General features: G+C 35.4%; 21 protein-coding genes. 16 read left to right on the top strand and 5 right to left on the bottom strand.

What is annotated here, in order from left to right; genetic code table 11:
- Window positions 1-111 precede the first annotated feature (111 nt).
- From TE34_RS13115 to TE34_RS13090, 6 genes are all read left to right on the top strand, one after another.
- Entirely contained in the window at window positions 112-1,068 is a 957-nt protein-coding gene (locus TE34_RS13115; protein WP_047985266.1) for a thymidylate synthase, read from the top strand.
- An 11-nt stretch (window positions 1,069-1,079) separates the two neighbouring features.
- On the top strand, window positions 1,080-1,571 hold the full coding sequence (locus tag TE34_RS13110; protein ID WP_047985265.1) for a dihydrofolate reductase: 492 nt from the start codon (window positions 1,080-1,082) through the stop codon (window positions 1,569-1,571).
- Between the two features lie 162 nt (window positions 1,572-1,733).
- Entirely contained in the window at window positions 1,734-1,940 is a 207-nt protein-coding gene (gene tatA, locus TE34_RS13105; protein WP_047985264.1) for a twin-arginine translocase TatA/TatE family subunit, read from the top strand.
- Between the two features lie 17 nt (window positions 1,941-1,957).
- Window positions 1,958-2,164: a twin-arginine translocase TatA/TatE family subunit gene (locus TE34_RS13100; RefSeq protein ID WP_169749101.1), complete on the top strand. Its 207-nt coding sequence runs from the start codon at window positions 1,958-1,960 to the stop codon at window positions 2,162-2,164.
- Window positions 2,165-2,283: 119 nt separating this feature from the next.
- Complete coding sequence (gene tatC / locus TE34_RS13095) at window positions 2,284-3,027, top strand: twin-arginine translocase subunit TatC (protein WP_047985262.1); 744 nt, start codon at window positions 2,284-2,286, stop codon at window positions 3,025-3,027.
- 23 nt (window positions 3,028-3,050) lie between these two features.
- On the top strand, window positions 3,051-3,275 hold the full coding sequence (locus TE34_RS13090; protein ID WP_047985261.1) for a YozE family protein: 225 nt from the start codon (window positions 3,051-3,053) through the stop codon (window positions 3,273-3,275).
- A gap of 34 nt (window positions 3,276-3,309) precedes the next feature.
- Here the strand turns inward: TE34_RS13090 and TE34_RS13085 are convergent, their stop codons facing one another.
- Window positions 3,310-3,630 (bottom strand): YolD-like family protein, encoded by a 321-nt coding sequence (locus tag TE34_RS13085; protein WP_047985260.1) that lies wholly within the window; start codon window positions 3,628-3,630, stop codon window positions 3,310-3,312.
- 120 nt (window positions 3,631-3,750) lie between these two features.
- On the opposite strand from TE34_RS13085, the gene TE34_RS13080 reads away from it, so the two are divergent.
- The 7 genes from TE34_RS13080 to TE34_RS13050 all read left to right on the top strand — a co-directional run bounded on the left by TE34_RS13080 (window position 3,751) and on the right by TE34_RS13050 (window position 12,301).
- Window positions 3,751-4,902, top strand: coding sequence for an exonuclease SbcCD subunit D (locus TE34_RS13080; protein ID WP_047985259.1), 1,152 nt, complete (start codon window positions 3,751-3,753; stop codon window positions 4,900-4,902).
- Between the two features lies 1 nt (window position 4,903).
- The gene (locus TE34_RS20315) at window positions 4,904-8,017 is read left to right on the top strand and encodes an AAA family ATPase (protein WP_053075079.1); all 3,114 of its coding nucleotides are present in this window, start codon (window positions 4,904-4,906) and stop codon (window positions 8,015-8,017) included.
- Window positions 8,018-8,219: 202 nt separating this feature from the next.
- On the top strand, window positions 8,220-8,672 hold the full coding sequence (vrrA, locus tag TE34_RS13070) for a VrrA/YqfQ family protein (RefSeq protein ID WP_053075078.1): 453 nt from the start codon (window positions 8,220-8,222) through the stop codon (window positions 8,670-8,672).
- 75 nt (window positions 8,673-8,747) lie between these two features.
- Window positions 8,748-9,704: a peptide-methionine (S)-S-oxide reductase MsrA gene (msrA, locus tag TE34_RS13065; RefSeq protein ID WP_047985258.1), complete on the top strand. Its 957-nt coding sequence runs from the start codon at window positions 8,748-8,750 to the stop codon at window positions 9,702-9,704.
- A gap of 47 nt (window positions 9,705-9,751) precedes the next feature.
- Entirely contained in the window at window positions 9,752-9,955 is a 204-nt protein-coding gene (locus tag TE34_RS13060; protein ID WP_047985257.1) for a DUF6501 family protein, read from the top strand.
- A gap of 218 nt (window positions 9,956-10,173) precedes the next feature.
- On the top strand, window positions 10,174-11,544 hold the full coding sequence (gene gdhA, locus TE34_RS13055) for an NADP-specific glutamate dehydrogenase (RefSeq protein ID WP_047985256.1): 1,371 nt from the start codon (window positions 10,174-10,176) through the stop codon (window positions 11,542-11,544).
- Between the two features lie 202 nt (window positions 11,545-11,746).
- Complete coding sequence (locus TE34_RS13050) at window positions 11,747-12,301, top strand: NADPH-dependent FMN reductase (protein WP_047985255.1); 555 nt, start codon at window positions 11,747-11,749, stop codon at window positions 12,299-12,301.
- A gap of 216 nt (window positions 12,302-12,517) precedes the next feature.
- On the opposite strand, the gene TE34_RS13045 is transcribed toward TE34_RS13050, so the two are convergent.
- On the bottom strand, window positions 12,518-13,708 hold the full coding sequence (locus tag TE34_RS13045; RefSeq protein WP_047985254.1) for a M14 family metallopeptidase: 1,191 nt from the start codon (window positions 13,706-13,708) through the stop codon (window positions 12,518-12,520).
- Between the two features lie 158 nt (window positions 13,709-13,866).
- On the opposite strand from TE34_RS13045, the gene TE34_RS13040 reads away from it, so the two are divergent.
- Together TE34_RS13040 and TE34_RS13035 are read left to right on the top strand one after the other, a co-directional pair.
- Window positions 13,867-14,106, top strand: a complete 240-nt coding sequence (locus TE34_RS13040; RefSeq protein ID WP_047985253.1) for an indolepyruvate ferredoxin oxidoreductase subunit alpha — start codon at window positions 13,867-13,869, stop codon at window positions 14,104-14,106.
- 220 nt (window positions 14,107-14,326) lie between these two features.
- On the top strand, window positions 14,327-15,856 hold the full coding sequence (locus tag TE34_RS13035) for an FAD-dependent oxidoreductase (protein WP_047985252.1): 1,530 nt from the start codon (window positions 14,327-14,329) through the stop codon (window positions 15,854-15,856).
- A gap of 202 nt (window positions 15,857-16,058) precedes the next feature.
- On the opposite strand, the gene modB is transcribed toward TE34_RS13035, so the two are convergent.
- The 3 genes from modB to TE34_RS13020 all read right to left on the bottom strand — a co-directional run bounded on the left by modB (window position 16,059) and on the right by TE34_RS13020 (window position 18,456).
- Window positions 16,059-16,739: a molybdate ABC transporter permease subunit gene (gene modB, locus TE34_RS13030; protein ID WP_047985251.1), complete on the bottom strand. Its 681-nt coding sequence runs from the start codon at window positions 16,737-16,739 to the stop codon at window positions 16,059-16,061.
- On the bottom strand, window positions 16,720-17,496 hold the full coding sequence (modA, locus tag TE34_RS13025) for a molybdate ABC transporter substrate-binding protein (RefSeq protein WP_236687155.1): 777 nt from the start codon (window positions 17,494-17,496) through the stop codon (window positions 16,720-16,722). The genes modB and modA overlap by 20 nt, the downstream gene beginning before the upstream one ends.
- A gap of 81 nt (window positions 17,497-17,577) precedes the next feature.
- A complete protein-coding gene (locus TE34_RS13020; protein ID WP_047985250.1) occupies window positions 17,578-18,456 on the bottom strand; it encodes a LysR family transcriptional regulator in 879 nt (292 codons plus the stop codon).
- 102 nt (window positions 18,457-18,558) lie between these two features.
- On the opposite strand from TE34_RS13020, the gene TE34_RS13015 reads away from it, so the two are divergent.
- A complete protein-coding gene (locus TE34_RS13015) occupies window positions 18,559-19,638 on the top strand; it encodes a citrate/2-methylcitrate synthase (protein WP_330218315.1) in 1,080 nt (359 codons plus the stop codon).
- Window positions 19,639-19,658 lie beyond the last annotated feature (20 nt).

Raw genomic sequence — 19,658 nt, 5'->3', positions numbered from 1 at the left:
TGAACTCTTGTTAACTAGATTTATTGCTAATATAATGGAATTATGAATTACGATTATGTTACAAGAATGATACAATAGTAATAACTAGATAGATTTGGAGGAGAATTCACAATGGTAGCAGGAGAAAAAGCATACTTAGAACTATGTAACTATATATTAGAGAATGGCACACAACGAGATGACCGAACGAATACAGGTACTTATTCCGTATTTGGTTACCAAATGCGTTTTAATTTACAAGAGGGGTTTCCTCTATTAACCACCAAAAGAGTTCCATTCCGCTTAGTTGCAAGTGAATTACTATGGTTTATAAAAGGTGATACGAATATCCGTTACTTATTAGAAAACAATAATAATATATGGAATGAATGGGCATTTAAAAATTGGGTAGAAAGTGATGAATATACTGGACCTGATATGACAGATTTCGGAAACCGTAGTCAGGTTGATGCTGATTTTAATATAATTTACGAAGAACAAATGGAACATTTTAAACAAAATATTTTGGAAGATGACCAATTTGCTCAAAAGTATGGTGATTTGGGTTCTGTTTATGGTAAGCAATGGAGAGCATGGAAAACTTCTCAACATGAAACAATTGACCAGTTGAAAGAAGTAATTGAAGCAATTCGTAGTAATCCAAACTCACGTAGACATATCGTGTCCGCATGGAACCCTGAAGATGTCCCTAATATGGCGTTACCGCCGTGTCATACATTATTCCAATTCTATGTCGCTGATGGAAAACTTTCATGTCAACTTTACCAACGGAGTGCTGATGTGTTCCTAGGCGTGCCATTTAATATTGCAAGCTATGCCTTACTCACACATTTAATTGCACATGAAACAGGTTTAGAGGTTGGGGAATTTGTTCACACAATAGGTGATGCACATATCTATGCAAACCATATCGAACAAGTAAACATCCAACTGGAACGGGAAATTAAAACGATGCCACAGCTAAAGATAAACCAAGATAAAGAATCTATCTTTGATTTCGAATTAAGTGATTTTGAAATTATTGGTTATGAACCACATCCTACTATTAAAGCTCCTATTGCGGTATAAGGAGGAATTCGATGATATCACTACTTTTTGCAATGGATCGTAATCAAGTAATTGGTGCTAATAATGATTTGCCTTGGCACTTACCAAATGATCTGAAATTTTTTAAAGAAAAAACTACGGGACACACGATCGTTATGGGAAGGAAAACATTTGATTCCATCGGTAGAGCACTTCCTAACCGTCGTAATATTGTCTTAAGTAGGAAAGAAATAGGACTTCCTGATGGAGTAGAATTAATCCGTGATATAGAGGCAATTCTTGATATAAACCAAGAGAACCCGAATGAAGAGCTATTTGTAATTGGTGGAGGAGGTTTATTTGAACAGATTCTACCATATGCAGATCGAATGTATATAACCTTAATTGATGAGGATTTTCATGGAGATGTGTTGTTCCCTAGCTTTTCTATGGAAGAATGGGCGGAAGTCTCAAGGGTTAAAGGTGTAAAAGACGAAAAAAATCCTTACGATTATTATTTTATTCAGTATAACCGTTTGAAGTAACAAGGGTACTAGTTGTATATTGAAGCTTTAACTGATAAAATAAAGGTGGTTATTGGACATAACCATCTTTATTTCATGAACTTTTTGTGATATTTTCTGTGATACATATCAATTCATAGTTTTTTAATCTATAATGACATTAATTAGATAGAAGAAGGTGTAATGATGGGTCCTATAGGTATTCCAGGGTTAATATTAATTCTTATTATTGCGTTAGTTATATTTGGTCCAAAGAAGCTTCCCGAAATCGGAAAAGCTGCGGGGCAAACCTTGCGCGAATTCAGAAAATCAACGAAGGATTTAACCGAGGATGTAACGGATGAAATAAAAGATACAAAAGATATTGTACAAGGAAAAGAGAATAAATAAATCTTTTGGAGTGAACAATCATGGGTAATATTGGTGTTGGTGGGTTAATCTTAATTCTTATTGTTGCATTAGTAGTTTTTGGTCCCTCTAAGTTGCCAGAGATTGGAAAGGCTTTTGGTAGTTCACTGCGAGAATTCCGTAATGCTGCAAAAGATATTGTTTCAGAGGACAGCAATCCAGAAAAGTCGTCTAACGAAATGAAAACAACTATAAAAAATGATTAAGGAAAGGTGTGAGGTTCTTAACCTTGCATCTTCTTTTCTGTTCAAAGAAGTGTTGCTTCAAGCGCCTGGCGCTTTTCTTGAAAACAGATTATTAGCATTTGAACTCTTGGGGTGTAAATATGGCACGTAAAAATAAAGAGAAAGATATGAATTTTACCGGCCATTTGTCGGAACTTAGAAATCGGCTAGTTGTCACGGCTATTTTCTTTGTAGTGTTTTTTATAACCAGCTATATTTTTGTAGAAGATATTTATAAGTTTTTTGAAAGTCACATAGATTTTAAGTTAACTTTAATAGGTGTAGCAGAAGTTTTCTGGGTCTGGTTTACAATCGCAGGTATTGTAGCACTTGCAGCAACAATTCCCATTATTGCATTTCAACTATGGATGTTTATTAAACCAGGTTTAACTCCACGGGAAAGAAGAGCATCACTAGCATATATTCCAGCAATATTCCTTTTATTTGTTGGTGGACTAGTTGTTGGCTATATAATGTTTATTAATTTGATTCTTCCATTCCTATTATCGTTAAATAATGGAATGTTCAATGAGATGTTTACGGTAGAAAAGTACTTTAAGTTTATTTTCCAAATTACCTTACCATTTGCGATTATCTTTGAGATTCCAATTTTTTCTATGTTTTTAACTAGTATTGGTATCTTATCACCAAGCTTTATGAGAAAAATTCGCAAGTATGCTTATTTTATTTTAATTATCGTTTCTACGATGGTAACACCACCAGACTTTTTGCTACCAATTATCGTGTCGATTCCATTTTTTCTTTTATATGAAATTAGTGTTTATCTTTCAGCAATTGTGTATAAAAAGAAGGAAAGAAAGCACCAAGAATTTATGGAATCTTAAATCTGTATTTTGAGGTGTCCTTTATGCGTTCGTTTTATCATTTCATGATGAGCTACCGAGGAAAAAAGAAGCCAGATGAAGAAAGCAAACTAGCAGATTGGATGTTTGAGGATCACAACTTTCCGAAGCATTCTGATAGCTATGATGTGATTAGCGAGTATTTGGAATGGAATAGTCCGTTCACTGGTTCACTGTCAGTATTTGATTCACTATGGGAAACCTATTTAATAAAAGAAAAAGATTTATAGGAGAGGGTCTGTCCCCAAAGGGCAGCCCTCCTATTTATTCCACACGATAAATATCTGTAAATGGAACAGCTGTTTCTTCCTCACTACTTTGGATAACCACCGTTTGACTTAGCTGGTCAAACTTCTTGATCCCACCACGTATATTTACCATTCGACCTTTTTGATAATATTCTATTTGAATTAGTTGCTGTTCATTGTAAGCTTCTAACAAACGTATGTTTAAAACCTCTAGCTCCTGCTCATCTAATTTTGGTCTTGTAACTCGCTTATCTTCACTCCATATTGTTCGAAGCAATTCAACATGTTCAGGAAGCATTAATGATGTCCATTTGATTGAGCCTCTATCATTCACCATTTATCATCACCTCACTAACATTATATGCGAACACTTGTTTGTTTATCAAGAAAATATTATACTGTAGATAGAATAAACATGATAAAATTAGTAAAGAAAATTCACAAGGGGGAAGGTATCATGAAAATATTACACACCGCTGATTGGCATCTTGGAAAGATTGTAAACAGTGTTCACATGACAGTGGAACAGGATTTTGTTTTAAGCCAATTAATCAATATTATTCGGTCAGAACAACCAGATGTAGTGATCATAGCAGGTGATTTATATGACCGTGCAGTACCACCAAAAGAAGCAGTTGATTTACTAAACCGAGTGTTTACTACCCTTGTAACTGATATTAAAGTACCAGTCTTGGCGATATCAGGGAACCATGATAGTCCCGAACGATTAGAATTTGGAACAGAATTGTTTAGAATGCAACATCTTCATATTGAAACAAAGTTAAGTAGAAGTCTTAAACCAGTAGTTATCGAGGACGAATATGGACCGGTATACTTTCACCTAGTTCCATACATTGAGCCTGCGGAGGCGAAAGAATTATTTGATGATGATCGTATTCATTCTCATCAAACCGCAATGGAGGCAGTAATTAATTATATAAAAGAGAATAATGATCTTCGTGAACGTCATATTTTTGTTGGACATGCATTTGTTGCAGGTGGAATGGAATCTGAATCGGAAGAACGCCTTTCTATGATAGGTGGTTCTCCATATATAGATTCAAACATCTTTCAGGATTTTGTGTATGTTGCCTTAGGCCATTTACATCAGCCACAGCGGATTAAGCGCGATGTAGTTCGTTACAGTGGTTCCATCTTAAAGTATTCCTTTTCGGAAGCAAATCATAAAAAATCAGTCACTATTGTAGAAATCGACGGAGAAGGAAAGTGTAATATTAATCTTATTCCTTTAGTTCCTAAACACGATTTGCGGATCGTAGAAGGTTATTTTGATGAATTACTTTCTCATCCTTTAGACAATAATGAGGATTACTTGCATATCCGCCTACTTGATAAAGGTCAAATAATGGATCCGATGTACAAGCTCAGAAAAGTTTACCCAAATATTTTGCGACTAGAACGTGCTGGATTCTCAACTACCAAAAGTCTCTCTGATTTACAACAAATTCGCCAAAAACAAACACAATCTCATACCGAGTTATTTGCTTCGTTCTACCAAGAGATTACCGGTGAAGAGATGGATGATAAACGTATGGAATACATTGAAAAGACAATTTCAACTGTAATTCATAAAGAAAGAGGGGAATAGAATGCGCGCAATTAAACTCAGTATGACTGCATTTGGCCCATATTTAGAGAAGCAAACTATAAATTTTGATATGTTAGGTGATGAATCTATCTTTCTTATTACAGGTCCGACTGGAGCAGGAAAAACTACAATCTTTGATGCCATTTGTTATGCCTTATATGGAAAAGCTAGCGGATCAGATCGTGACCAAGATTCCTTAAGAAGTCATTTTGCAGCAGTGGAGGAGCCAACTGAAGTAGAATTTCAATTTGCATTAAATAATCATGTGTATGAAATTATCCGTAATCCTAAGCAACTAAAGAAAAAGGACCGCGGAGAAGGATTTACGGAAGAACCAGCTAAAGCTGTTTTATATGAAATTATGGATGGGGAGAAGCAGCTTATTTCATCACGCATCAAAGATGTTAATGAAACAATAGAGGAAAGATTAGGCTTTGACTATGAGCAATTTAGAAAAATGGTATTAATTCCACAAGGAGAATTTCGAAAGTTAATCTCTGAAAACAGTAGAGAAAGAGAAGCAATTTTACAGAAAATCTTTCGGACACATTTCTATGAGAAGATGACCGAAGAATTGAAGGCTCAATCCAAAGATTTAGAAGCAGGAATTAAAAAGCTAGAAGCGGACATGGAATATGAGTTTTCTAGAATTAGTTGGAAACAAGTGGAAATAGATGAAAACGATTCAGAGGAAGTTCGATTAGAAAAGCTAGAAACAGAAATAAAGGAAACGAAGAATATAGAACAAGAACAAAATAAATTAAAGGAAAATCAACAGGAAAAGGTAAAGCTTGCTGAAGAAAAGCTTCGAAATGCTAGTCTAATTGAGGAGAAGTTTAAGGAACAAGAAACTCTAATGAAAGAAAATGAACGATTAGAGCAGATGAGGGAATCAATAGTAGTAAAAAAAGAAAAACTTCATCTTGCAAAAAAGGCTCAACAAATAATCCCACTAGAAGAGCAATCCGCTTCCAGAAAATTAGAATGGCAAACACAAATTCAAAAATTACAAGAACAGGAAAAACGATTAAGCCAAATCCAAAGAGATTTTGAACATGCTAAAGCGAAGTATGTAACGGAGTCAAACAGGGAGCAAGAACGAGAAGATTTAAAAGAAGAGATTAAGCAAGCTAAGAAGCAATTGGAATATGTGAAAACATATCAAGTAATGACGCAAAAGGTCGGTGATCTTAAACAAAAGAAAACTGATAACAGTAGCAAGCTAAACCAGTTGCAGACAGAAATACAAAATAATGAAGCTACAGTTGCAGACTTGGAAGTGCAACTCAAAGAAGAAAGTAATCTTACGCAAGCATTATACGAAACAAAGGATGCTTTAAAGACGCAAGAGGAAATCCGCAAAAAAATAGCTGAATTTAAATTAGAAAATCAAAAGCTAATTGGTTTGCGTCAGAACTATACTAATGCGAAAAATACTTATATTGAGAAACAAGAAGAATTGAAAAAGTTAAAGGAAAAACATGATGAATTGGATCGTGCACAAAGAGACCAATTTGCGTTCATACTTGCTCACCAATTGATTCCAGGCGAGGCATGTCCTGTCTGTGGATCAACTGAACATCCAAATAAAGCAGCACATGATACTGTACAAGATGATTTTCAAGAATTAGAGCAGTTAAAGACCTTGATACGAAAAAAGGAAGTTGAATTTGACTCTCTACAGCAGGATTTTGTTAATCATAAGACTAATGGACAGACACAACGAACTGTAGTAGATAAAATTCAAGGAGAATTGAATGGAATATATCCAAACTATTCTGCTGAAATGATCCCATCTATTGAAGCTAGCCTAGATAATGAAATCAAAAGTATAAATAGAAAATTAGATGGAATTGCTAACAAACAGCAGGAAATAAAAACATTTCAAGATAAAAAAGCATCTCTACAAAATAAGAATATAGAATTAAAACAAACGTTTGATTTAATTACTAAGCATGCGCAGGAAATCAATGATGAGTTGGTTCGCACTGTTACTCAATTAGAAGAGTTGGAGAAACAGCTGCCTGAAGAATTACAGGATCCATATGAATTTACCAAAGCATTAGATGAAAAGGAAAAGTATTATTTACGCATCGTAAAAGAGTGGGAATTAGTAAAAACTACTTATGAACAGACAAACGAGCTCATGCAGAAACAAGCTACTGTGATAGAGCAACTACAGAGTTTTGAAAAGGACACGAAGAAAAAGTATGAATTGCAGTACGATAAGTTTCTTTCAGCTACTCAGGAGAGTGGATTTGATAATCTTGAATTATATAACCTTGCCAAGCTATCGAGCGAACTACAAAAAAAGATAGAAGTCGAAATTGACGATTATGAATCAAACTTTAAGAGAATTCGTTTTCGTTTAGAGGAGCTAAATAAACAGCTAACTAATATAGAGAGAGCTAATCTAGAAGTAATAGCTGTTGAGGTAGAGACTAATAAACATGAGTTGCAAGTTATTCAAGAGAAGCTATTAGAGCTGCAGTCTAAGATAAAGCATGACGAGGATACGAAGAGACGCCTTCAAGCCATTTTGGAAAATAGAAAGGATTTAGAGGCAGACTATTATATCGTTGGTACATTAGCGAACCTATCTAGTGGAAATAATACGTTGAGGTTATCCTTTGAACGGTATGTCCTAGCATCATTTCTAGAAGAAATATTATTACAAGCAAATGTTCGATTGGATCGAATGACAGATCATCGTTATCAGCTCGTGCGAAGTGGAGAGGTAGCTAAACGTGGTGCACAGAGTGGACTAGATTTAGAGGTAATGGATCACCATACTGGGATTACGAGATCTGTAAAAACACTTTCTGGTGGGGAAGGATTTAAAGCTGCACTTAGTCTAGCTTTAGGATTAGCAGATGTCGTACAAGCACATGCAGGTGGGGTACAGTTAGATACCTTATTTATTGACGAAGGATTTGGTACATTAGATGAAGTCTCCCTACAGCAAGCTATTGATTGCTTAAAAGACCTGCAGGAGAGCAATCGATTGCTTGGAATTATTTCCCATGTTCCATCGCTAAAGAATGAAATTCATACGAAGTTAGTAATAGAACCATCACACAGGGGATCTAATTTAGCGTTTCGATTTGGTAATTAGTCATATCAACACCAGGAAGCTCAATAATCTGCGCAGATTCGTCAATAAACGCACTAAAACGCATATAAAATGTTGTTTTCTGCGGTTACCCGGGAAATATAATTACTCTCTATTTATGATAATTTGTTTCGTGCGCCTACACGCTTTGTTGGTCACTACGTACAATGAACTAGATACAACAATTGAAATGAGGGATGGCTTTATGATATTCCCACCGCAGAGGCAATCGAGAAGCCTCAGGCCTAGAAATGATTTTATGTTTCCTAATCAAGGGCATGGACAGATGCCGACTAGAAATAATCCGATAACAGGGTTATTACAACAATTTATGGGACCTAATCAACATGTAGGACAAATGGCTACAAAAGGGGTAGACGGATTATCAAAAACCTTAAATGGAGTTCAACAATTCCTTCGAGTAGTAGATACTGCAGCACCTCTTGTAAAGCAATATGGTCCAGTGGTTAGAAACTTACCTACGATGTACCGAATGATGAAGGCATTTAAAAATTTGGAAAGTGCAGATACTGATATAGAAAGTGAAAATATTGAGAGTAGCAGTCTAAGATTTATTGAGAGTAGTGCTATATCAAATGAAGAATCACTTAACAATAGTGACAGAAGAGGGCAATCTACACCAAAATTATTCATCTAATAAAGCACCATACTTGATTTTTATAAGAAAACAAGAAAGAATGAATCATAGCAGCAATTAATGGAGGTAGTATATATGACAAAATCTATCGAAAAAGCAACCTTTGCGGGTGGTTGTTTTTGGTGTATGGTTGAACCATTTGACAGACGTCCTGGTGTCATCAGCATTGTATCTGGATATACAGGCGGTCACATAGAAAACCCAACTTATGAAGAGGTTTGTTCCAATACGACCGGACATGTTGAAGCAGTACAAATAACATATGATCCTGAACTAATGCCTTTTGAACAATTAGTGGATACATTTTGGCAACAAATCGATCCAACTGATCCGGATGGGCAATTCAATGATCGAGGAGAATCTTATCAAACTGCTATTTTCTATCACACGGAAGAACAGAAATTGATTGCAGAAAAGTCGAAGCAGAACTTAGAAGAAAGTGGAAAGTTTTCGAAACCAGTTGTTACCCAAATTCTTCCTGCCAAACCTTTCTATGAAGCCGAAGAAGCGCATCAAGATTATTATAAAAAACAATCTTTTCATTATCGTCTTTATAAAAAAGGATCTGGCAGGGAGGATTTTATCAAGAACACATGGAATATAGACAAATCTGACCTTAAAGAAAAGCTAACCCCTCTTCAGTATCACGTAACACAAGAAAAAGGTACAGAACGACCTTTTCAGAATGAATACTGGAATAATCTAGAAGAAGGAATCTATGTAGATATCGTTTCAGGTAAGCCGTTATTTTCTTCTAGGGATCAATATGATGCGGGTTGTGGTTGGCCAAGCTTTACGAGGCCGATTGATTCTTATGAAGTAGTTGAGGAGTTAGACACTTCTCATGGGATGGTTCGGACAGAAATACGAAGTAGAACCGCTGATTCTCATTTAGGACATGTATTTGAAGATGGTCCAAGGGATCAAGGTGGCTTACGTTATTGTATGAATTCAGCAGCAATGCGTTTTATTCCTAAAGCAAAAATGAAAGATGAAGGGTATGCGCATTTAGTTAATTTATTTGAACAATAATTAATATACCGTAATTACTTAATATTAACTGGAGGAGAAAGAATAGTATGATGCATCTAAAATGGGAAAACAATCCAACAACGAAACGAATTGAGTGTGTGCATGCAAATGCGAAAAAGTTTGTAGTAGATAATAAACTAACTCCAGGTAAGCTTTACGATGTCAAAAATGAAACCGAAGAATTTTACTTCATCTTTGACGATAGCAATCGTATTGGAGGATTTCGAAAGGATTATTTTAAGGTAGTATAATTACAAAAGCCGGTTATAAATGACCGGCTTTTTATTTTTTACTTGTTTTAAATTAAATCTTTACTATGGTACAATTTGTTCTATAATATTTGCCCCCGTATAGACTTCTACGATGAGAACAACTAAATAACTTACATATTTCTTCATACACATCTGTCATTTGCTATAATACGATATACTTTCAAAAATGAAACTTGATAAGTTAGGAGTTGATAGTTATGCATGCAATAAACTTAGAAACAGAGAACGTTCAAACTTATGTCAATCATTTATATGAAATGGTAAAAGTACGTAATCCAAGTGAAGTAGAACTTCATCAAGCGGTAAAGGAAGTATTTAACTCTTTAGTACCTGTATTAGTTAAAAACCCTTTATATATTAAACAACGGGTACTTGATCGTATTGTAGAACCAGAACGGTTTATCACATTCAGAGTGCCTTGGGTTGATGATGAGGGCGTAGTACAGGTGAATCGCGGTTATCGAGTTCAATATAATAGTGCTCTTGGTCCTTATAAAGGAGGCTTAAGGTTTCATCCGTCCGTCAATGCAAGTATTATTAAATTCTTAGGCTTTGAACAAGTATTTAAAAATGCATTAACAGGACAATTTATCGGAGGAGGCAAAGGTGGTTCTGACTTTGACCCCAAAGGGAAGTCGGATATGGAGATCATGCGATTTTGTCAAAGCTTTATGACAGAATTAAGCAAACATATCGGGCCGGATAAAGATGTACCTGCTGGAGATATTGGTGTAGGAGCAAAGGAAATAGGTTATTTGTTTGGCCAATATAAAAAGCTAAAGGGCGTATATGAAGCCGGTGTATTGACGGGGAAAGCCATTGATTCTGGCGGAAGTCTCGGACGCATGGAGGCTACAGGTTATGGGCTTGTTTACTTTGTTGAAGAAATGCTTCGTGAAAAAGGATTAAGCTTTGAAAATAGTAATGTCGTTATATCAGGTTCAGGTAATGTGTCCATCTATGCAATGGAAAAAGCAATACAACTTGGGGCAACTGTGATTGCATGTAGTGATTCCAGTGGTTACGTTTATGATCCAAGTGGAATTAATCTAGACACTGTTAAGCGGTTAAAAGAAGTAGAGAATAAACGAATTAAAGAATATGTCATATCACATCCCGAAGCAGTTTATCAACCAAATTATAAAGGGATTTGGAACGTACCTTGTGATATCGCTCTACCGTGCGCTACTCAAAATGAATTAGATATAAAATCTGCCAACCAATTAATAAAAAATGGTGTAAAAGCTATAGGTGAAGGCGCCAATATGCCAACTACAATAGAGGCAATGGATGAATTTCAAGCAAATAGCGTACTTTTTGCTCCTGCAAAAGCTGCCAATGCTGGTGGAGTTGCGGTATCTTCGCTAGAAATGGCTCAAAATAGCTCTCGTGTCTTCTGGACACAGGAAGAAGTGGACGTAAAATTAAGGGATATCATGAAAAATATATATAAAAAGAGCATGGATGCATCTCAAGAATATGGCTATCCAGGGAATCTAGTCATTGGTGCCAATATTGTTGGATTTGTCCGAGTAGCAGATACGATGATTGCTCAAGGAGTCATTTAAAATTTTAGTAGCCTATTTTGTATTCAATACCAAAACAGGCTATTTCTATGTAAGCTATTAATTTGACAAAGAATATTTTAATATTTATCGTTAATATAGTAATAATTTTTGCAATGATTCGTTAGGCTTCATCCACTATCTAAAGCAATCAGTGCAATACATAAGTTTACACGAGTGACTGAAAGTACTAAGGAGGAAAAATATGAAGATTGTAGCACTTGTAGGAAGTATTAGAGAAGAATCCTTCAATATGCGATTAGCTAAGTTTATGCAAGATCGATATGCAGAAGAAATGGAAATGCAAATTGCGGATATTCGTTCATTACCATTTTTTAATCAAGATGAAGAAAATGACCCTATTCAAGTAGTAAAGGATTTCAAAGAATTAATAAAAAATGCTGATGGAGTTGTAATCGTTACTCCGGAGTATAATTGGTCTGTTCCAGGAGTGCTAAAGAATGCACTGGATTGGACTTCGCGCGTAGAAAGAGTCTTTATGAATAAACCAGTAATGCCACTTGGTGTAACTCCAGGAATGATGGGAACAATTCGTGCGCAATTACATTTACGTGAGATTCTTTCTGCTCCTGGTATTCAAGCTAGAATTCTTCCACCAGCTGGTAATGAAGTACTGATCAATATGGCTGGGCAGAAGTTTGATGAGCAAACTGGTCAATTGAACGATCAGAGTACAATAGAATTTCTTGATAGCAAAGTAAAAGCATTTATTGAATTTGTAAAAGTTCAACGCGGTTAAAGTGGATAAACTATATAAATAATAAACTCTTTATAAGTCTCGTATGCCAATTCATTCTTGAATTCGCTATACGAGTTTTTTATTACATGTTGTTTGACATCAAACAAAGAAAGCTGAATAGTAATTGCATCAAGTATTGATTAGTAAATCTATAAATATATTAGCAAAGAAGAAGAATAGAAAAGAGCAAAAAGCATTCTCCTTTCTATTCAAAAATTACATATACAAATTCGCTAGTAGAATTCCGAGTGTTTCTTCATAGATCTCATTAAATTGTGAAATTGGTAATGGATTAACACCCGTTCCTAGCTCTACTGTGTACCCTGGTCTGCGATATACCATAATAAACCAATCTTTGAAACCAGCATAACTATCAATAAAGCGGATTGGATTATACCCACTAACTCGAGCATATTCACTCACAATCGTTTCCGCCTCTGGTGGTTCTAATCCTTCGTATCCCCAATAAATGACTTCGCCTTGTGTGTGAAGGGCATTCATTCTTCTAAAATTTCGATTACCTGTAAGTTCTGCCATAGCTACTGCTTCAGGTTCAGTTAGTGGCTGGTAACCAGGAAAATCTCTCGGTGCAGGGGATATTGGTTTTCGAGCTGCTTCGACTTCCCATTTAGCAGGATACTGATTATTTAAATCCACTCCACGAATATTCGCCTTCCAATTAGAAAAATCGGTATTGTTGTTGTTAATCGCTAGTACCTCACTTTCAAAACCACCAGCTACAGAAGAACCTTCGATAACAAGATCTACTCCATCAGGATTAACCATCGGTACAGCCGAGAGCATCGTCTGCACGAAATAAGGTAGCATATAGAGGCCACGAATGGCTTGATTATTTGTAAGTGATAAAGCATATTGGTTAAGAAAACGCATAATAACAGGAGTAGTAATCCATTCATTAGCATGGAAGGAACCATTTATATGCACTTGCTTGCTTCCAGAACTTATCTGCAACTCGATTAAGTCTTTTCCAAGCACAGATTGGCCAATTGTGTTTTTTTGAATAAAGGGATATATGTTTATTAGCCTATTTATATCTCGAAGCATTTTATCATAAGTATAATTTGATGGATCTGTAACCACAATGTTGGTAACGCGATAAGGGACTAAGATCAGTTGGCCAATTTGTAAATTATTAGGATTTATATTAGGATTTGCTCGTACTAAAGCATCGATACTGATGTTTTGTTTGGTTGCAATCTGCCACAATGTGTCATTTTGCTGGACTCTGTAAGATTGCATCTCATAGCCAGGTATTTGAATGGACTGGCCAATACTTAATTGTGAGGGTGAAATAGTAGGGTTTGATTGAATAATTAACGGGAGCGGAACATTAAATAATTGGCTATAATACCATAATGAATCACCACTACGTACGACTACTTGCATACTATCTCTCCTTTATTTCTACTAGTTAATCGTATGAAAGAAATGAAAAAAGGTGATTCTATTAGTAATTGCTTGAACTAAAAATTAAATTTCTGTAGTATAATTACTATAATATGGCATTTATATTGGTTTATATATTATAGAAGGAGGGGTCTTACATGGCATTCGTAATTACATCACCATGTAAAACGGAGAAAGCTGCCGAATGTGTGGAAGTATGTCCTGTTGATTGTATCGAAGAAGGGAAAGATATGTTTTATATAGATCCAGATATATGTATTGATTGTGGAGCTTGTGAAGCGGTATGCCCAGTAGAAGCAATCTTTATGGAGGATGAAGTTCCTGAAGAGGAAAATGAATATATTTTATTAAATCGAAAGTTCTTTGAAGAACGCTAATCCAAAAATGCTATCCATAGGGTAGCATTTTTTATTTTTGTAACGCTTGTCTATTAATAGATACAACTCAATATCGTAGGTCCTCCCACTAATGAACTTATGAAGCTTACTAACAATCTTTTTTTTAAAGACTAATACCAAATAATAGTAAAGGCAATTGGAGATACTGTTAGATGATGGTATATGTAGTCTTTAGAAGTTATTAAAAGGAGTGATTTGGATGGCTGAATCAAAAGATATGCCGCAATTTCCAGAACCATACTGGCGAGATCAGGTAGAATTTCCAAAGTTTAATAAGTTAGAGGAGAATATTAAAGTAGATGTTGGTATTGTTGGTGGGGGAATAGTAGGGATTACGGCAGCATATTTACTCTCGAAACAAAATTTAAAAGTGGCTTTGATAGATGCGGGTGTTATTCTAAATGGTACAACCGGACATACAACTGCAAAAATTACTGCACAACATGATATTATCTATGATGAATTTATTAAGCACTTCGGTAAAGATAAGGCCAAACTTTACTATGAAGCACAAATCGAAGCGAAGGAATTTATTGAGAAAGCAGTTAAAGAGCTTAATATTGATTGCGATTTCAAAGAACAAGATGCGATTATTTATACGAATGCAGATGACTACATAACCCAATTAGAAAATGAGAAAGCAGCATACGATGAACTAGGTATTGAGGGAGAACTCACGGATTCCGTTCCATTAAATGTGCCACACAAAAAAGCTTTAATTATGAAGAATCAGGCACAATACCATCCGTTAGATTTTTTAAAAGTGTTGGTTGAAGAAAGCGTTAAAAACGGAGCTCAGTTCTATGAAAATACGACAGCAATTGATGTTGAGTATAATAAGCATCCGGCCATTATTACAAGGGATGGGCACCGCATTGTGAGTAAGTTTGTTTTTGTAGCTTCACACTTCCCGTTCTATGACGGACAAGGGTTTTATCCTACTAGAATGTATGCGGAAAGAGCTTATGTCTTAGCAATAAAAGCAAAAAAGAAATATCCTGGTGGAATGTACATTTCAGCAGAACAGCCTACTCGCTCTTTACGTTCTGTTACGATCAATGGGGAAGAGGCGTGGCTTGTTATTGGTGATAGTCATAAGACTGGACAAGGTAAATCTACTATTGAGCATTATAAAGCCCTCCAGGACTTCGCGGAAGCGCATATTGGTATAGAGGATATTTTATATCGTTGGTCAGCACAAGACTTAATCACACTCGATAAACTTCCGTATATAGGACCGATCTCAGAGCATGAGAACGCAGTATTTGTGGCTACTGGATTCCGGAAATGGGGAATGACAAACGGAACAATCGCTGCGAAAATTATCACAGACAAGATCGTGGGTAAAGATAATCCGTATGAGGAGCTATATTCTCCATCTCGTTTCCAAGCAGATCCTTCTTTACGAAAGTTCACGAGTATCAATGCGGATGTCGCGAAACATCTTATCAAAGGAAAATTAGAGTTTACAGATAATAATATACAAACGCTATCACCAGATGATGCTACCGTAACTAGGGTGAATGGAAAACGTACAGGTGTTTACAAAGATCAAGAAAATAAGCTTCATGCTGTGGATACCACTTGCACTCATATGGGATGTGAGGTGGAATGGAATTCTGGTGAAAGAACGTGGGATTGTCCATGTCACGGCTCTAGATTTACTTACACTGGTGAAGTAGTTGAAGGACCTGCAAAACGGCCTTTAGAACAAATAGAGTTAGAGTAAAGTCTAGTATCAAGCTTAAATATCTGCACTCCAAGTAGGTACTTTTGGGGTGCTTTTAGTTTTTTCTAAATATGACAGGATAACTTTAGTGTGGGATCTATCTGTTAAATAATTATTTGTAGTATTTTTTAGTAAACAAAAAGGAATAGCAACCTATGTATCTAGCTCCTATTCCTTATTCAAGTAGTCCTAAGGGTATAAATTAAGCTTCCTTTGAGCGAACAATAAATAACATTAAAAAAGAAATAACAACAATAGAAATTACCCATAACCATGCTAGAGCCATGTTACCAGAATCCATTGCAACATAGATAGCAGTTGGAATTGTCTGTGTCACACCTGGAATATTTCCCGCAAACATTAATGTTGCACCAAATTCACCCAATGCACGTGCAAAACTTAATATACAACCTGATAGTAACATTCTTGAAGCAAGCGGGATGGAAACAAATATTAAAACCTTTTTCTCGTTCGCTCCATCTAAGCGGGCAGCTTCTTCGATAGCTCGATCAACACTTTGAAATGCCGATTTCGCTGATTGATACATAAGAGGGAAAGAAACTACTGCAGCTGCAATAACTGCAGCAAACCAAGTGAACATAATTGGTTGATTGAATAACCATTCTATAGCTCTACCCGCAAAGCTATTTCGCCCAAAAATAACAATGAGGAAAAATCCAATGACAGTAGGGGGGAGGACCATCGGTAGCATCATAATAGTTTCAATTACAGACTTGCCTTGAAAAGACTTCCTAGAGAAATATCTCCCTACTAATGTCCCGAAGAAAATGACTATAATACCTGCTAACGAAGCAATCTTCAGCGATAACCATATTGGATGTAGAAATTCTTCAGATAATATATTATTTAGTAATGAATCCATAATCTTCAAATACCTCTAATGAATTTTGTTTTTGTATATAGTTGTAAAAGTCCTTAGCAGCTATATAATTTTTGGTTCCATTAATAATACCTATTGGATAAACAATTGGTGAATGCAAGTTTGCGTCTGCTGTAGAAATAATGGTAACTTTTTCGGATTGAAGGGCATCGGATTTATAAACGATTCCCGCCTCAACATTTCCGGTTTCCACGTATGACAAAACTTGTCTAACATCTTTAGCAAAAACTATTTTCGATTCGATTTCTGTCCAGATTTTTAAGCTTTCTAATGTCTCTTTTGCATATTTTCCAGCAGGTACTGTTTCTGGTATACCAATGGAAATATGGCTAATCTCTCTATGTATTAAATCTTCAAATTTTGTTATATCGTAAGTATTATCAGTAGGAACAATAAGGACTAATTCATTCTGTAATAATGTAATACCATTGTCCTCCGCAATAAACCCTTCATCAACGAGCTTATTAAATTTATCTTCAGATGAAGAAAAGAATAGATCTACTGGCGCACCTTGAGCAATTTGTTGCTGCAACGAACCTGATCCACCGAAATTATACCTTAGTTTCACATTTGGATATTCTTTCTCATAGGATTGTTGTATTTTCTCCAACGATTCCTTTAGGCTTGCTGCTGCAGAGATGGTTAATTTTACTTCATCGGTTGGCTCATTAGATGAACAACCTGAAACTATAATTAGCATAACTATCGTGATAATAATAAATACTTTATGTTGGAACAATGGATTCACCTCATTATTTAAAAAAACAAGTAAGCTAGTATTAGTTTACTACAATTTTTTATTCTTTTCTGTAATTATTAATTAACTAAAATGAAAGGAAGAGATAAATTGCATTAATTCTTTATCAACTTGCTGTTCATTCTTGTAAACAAAATACATACTTGCCTTAGGGATTTCAATAAAGTGAGCAGGAATCTCTATGAATCTACCTTCCAGTAATTCCTTATTGACACTTGATTTAGGCAAAAAACTAACACCCATACCTTCTAATATAAAACGCTTCGTTATATAGGATTGATTGACCTTCATCGTTCTTATAGAAGGTATCTTTAGCGTAAACTGCTCCTTTAACTGATTCCAATAAAATGGATGATTATCCGTGAACACAATATTTTGCTCAAGAATCTCCATTGCATCAAGGATAGGTCCAGATTCAGCATCATATCCATCATGACGGGCTACCAATATCACATCCTCTTCATGAAATGGTGAGCTAATAACGAGACTTGTGCCAGGCAAACATGATAACCCTATATCTGCATGACCCATCTCAATACAATGAGATATTTCAGTTGACTCCATAACTTGAATGGTTAATTCTACAGTCGGATTCGATGTCATATATCGATGTAAAACAGAAGGCAAAATAGTGTCAGCAAGCAATGGAGAGATAGCAACCCGAATTAGTTTATGAAATCCTTGTTTAAATTGATTCATGCGATGTACACTTTTATCATATTGAGAAATAATTTCTAATGCTTCTTGATAAAACATTCTCCCGTATTCTGTTAGTGCGATATTTCTTCCATGCTTCATAAATAAAGAAGCTCCTAATTCTTTTTCTAATTGTTTCATTTGAAATGTAATAGCAGGTTGTGACACATATAGTTTTTCGGCAACTTCGCGATAATTTTCATACTCTGCTGCAAGAATAAAGGTCTTAATTGTTCGTATATCCATCAATACACCTCATTAATAAGGATTATTTATTATTATATTAAAAAATACTAAATTTTAATAATCTTTTACTTGAACTATAATTGTGTCATAAGGGAGAGGAGAGTGGAGGAAGTGTTTCAACCAGGGTTAAAAGGGGTAAACGCAGTTCAGACAGAATTAAGTAATATTGACGGACAGGTAGGTTTATTAACCTATCGTGGTGTACCTGTCAATAATTTAGTCGGTAATTATTCGTTTGAGGAGGTTGCTTACTTCTTGCTGTTCGGTAAGTTTCCAGAGCAGGATAAGTTAGAGCAATTTAAGGAACAATTAAAGACGTATCGGTCATTACCCGGATATGTAGAAAGCATTCTTGAAGAACTTCCTAGAGAAATGCCGCTGATGGATATATTAAGAACGATAGTGTCTGCTTATTATATGGATGAAACGGAAGATATCTATGAAAAAGCAATTAAATTGATAGCAATAATGCCAACGATAGTAGCATATCGGTATCGACAAATAAGTCAATTGCCTATAATCTCACCTCATCCTAAGTTAGATCATGTTGAGAATTTTATATACATGCTAAAGGGAGAAAATAACATAACACATGCTAAAATCCTCGAAACATATTTAATATTAACTATGGAACATGGGCTTAATGCATCTACATTTGCTGCAAGAGTTACGATTTCCACTGAAAGTGATCTCGTTTCTGCTGTAGCAAGTGCACTTGGTACTATGAAAGGTCCGTTACATGGGGGTGCGCCTTCAGGAGTCATTTCATTGTTGGAGGAAATTAGAACAATCGACAGGATTTGTGAAGTTATTCACAATAAGTTAGAAAATAAAGAAAGAATAATGGGATTTGGTCATCGCGTCTATAAAACAGTTGATCCACGCGCGGTAGCGTTAAAAAATACTATATTGAAAATAAATAACGTACCAGATTGGATTTCCTTGGCATTAGAAACAGAGACACAAACCATCAAGATTTTAAAGGAATTAAAACCAGGTAAAGAATTATATACAAATGTAGAGTATTATGCAGCAGCAATTATGAAATCGATAAACATAGACGATAGTATTTTTACTGCGATATTTAGCTCTAGTAGAATTGTTGGCTGGTGTGCACATGCAATTGAACAATTAAATAACAATACAATATTTAGACCGACTGCGATATATGTAGGTAAATAAATTGCACCAGGATTAAACGC

The organism is Ornithinibacillus californiensis, assembly GCF_001038485.1.
In the GTDB taxonomy this organism is placed as follows: domain Bacteria; phylum Bacillota; class Bacilli; order Bacillales; family Amphibacillaceae; genus Ornithinibacillus; species Ornithinibacillus californiensis.
Note: the sequence above shows the minus strand (reverse complement) of the source record. Positions and strands in the feature narration are given on the sequence as shown.

What these genes read in the sequence shown, in the direction of transcription:
- TE34_RS13085 (WP_047985260.1), bottom strand. Translation starts at nt 3,630, where the DNA reads ATGGTGAATGATAGAGGCTCAATCAAATGGACATCATTAATGCTTCCT.
- TE34_RS13060 (WP_047985257.1), top strand. Translation starts at nt 9,752, where the DNA reads ATGATGCATCTAAAATGGGAAAACAATCCAACAACGAAACGAATTGAG.
- TE34_RS13090 (WP_047985261.1), top strand. Translation starts at nt 3,051, where the DNA reads ATGCGTTCGTTTTATCATTTCATGATGAGCTACCGAGGAAAAAAGAAG.
- TE34_RS13040 (WP_047985253.1), top strand. Translation starts at nt 13,867, where the DNA reads ATGGCATTCGTAATTACATCACCATGTAAAACGGAGAAAGCTGCCGAA.
- TE34_RS13115 (WP_047985266.1), top strand. Translation starts at nt 112, where the DNA reads ATGGTAGCAGGAGAAAAAGCATACTTAGAACTATGTAACTATATATTA.
- TE34_RS13110 (WP_047985265.1), top strand. Translation starts at nt 1,080, where the DNA reads ATGATATCACTACTTTTTGCAATGGATCGTAATCAAGTAATTGGTGCT.
- TE34_RS13045 (WP_047985254.1), bottom strand. Translation starts at nt 13,708, where the DNA reads ATGCAAGTAGTCGTACGTAGTGGTGATTCATTATGGTATTATAGCCAA.
- msrA (WP_047985258.1), top strand. Translation starts at nt 8,748, where the DNA reads ATGACAAAATCTATCGAAAAAGCAACCTTTGCGGGTGGTTGTTTTTGG.
- gdhA (WP_047985256.1), top strand. Translation starts at nt 10,174, where the DNA reads ATGCATGCAATAAACTTAGAAACAGAGAACGTTCAAACTTATGTCAAT.
- tatA (WP_047985264.1), top strand. Translation starts at nt 1,734, where the DNA reads ATGATGGGTCCTATAGGTATTCCAGGGTTAATATTAATTCTTATTATT.
- TE34_RS13080 (WP_047985259.1), top strand. Translation starts at nt 3,751, where the DNA reads ATGAAAATATTACACACCGCTGATTGGCATCTTGGAAAGATTGTAAAC.
- TE34_RS13050 (WP_047985255.1), top strand. Translation starts at nt 11,747, where the DNA reads ATGAAGATTGTAGCACTTGTAGGAAGTATTAGAGAAGAATCCTTCAAT.
- TE34_RS13020 (WP_047985250.1), bottom strand. Translation starts at nt 18,456, where the DNA reads ATGGATATACGAACAATTAAGACCTTTATTCTTGCAGCAGAGTATGAA.
- TE34_RS13035 (WP_047985252.1), top strand. Translation starts at nt 14,327, where the DNA reads ATGGCTGAATCAAAAGATATGCCGCAATTTCCAGAACCATACTGGCGA.
- modB (WP_047985251.1), bottom strand. Translation starts at nt 16,739, where the DNA reads ATGGATTCATTACTAAATAATATATTATCTGAAGAATTTCTACATCCA.
- tatC (WP_047985262.1), top strand. Translation starts at nt 2,284, where the DNA reads ATGGCACGTAAAAATAAAGAGAAAGATATGAATTTTACCGGCCATTTG.
- TE34_RS20315 (WP_053075079.1), top strand. Translation starts at nt 4,904, where the DNA reads ATGCGCGCAATTAAACTCAGTATGACTGCATTTGGCCCATATTTAGAG.
- vrrA (WP_053075078.1), top strand. Translation starts at nt 8,220, where the DNA reads ATGATATTCCCACCGCAGAGGCAATCGAGAAGCCTCAGGCCTAGAAAT.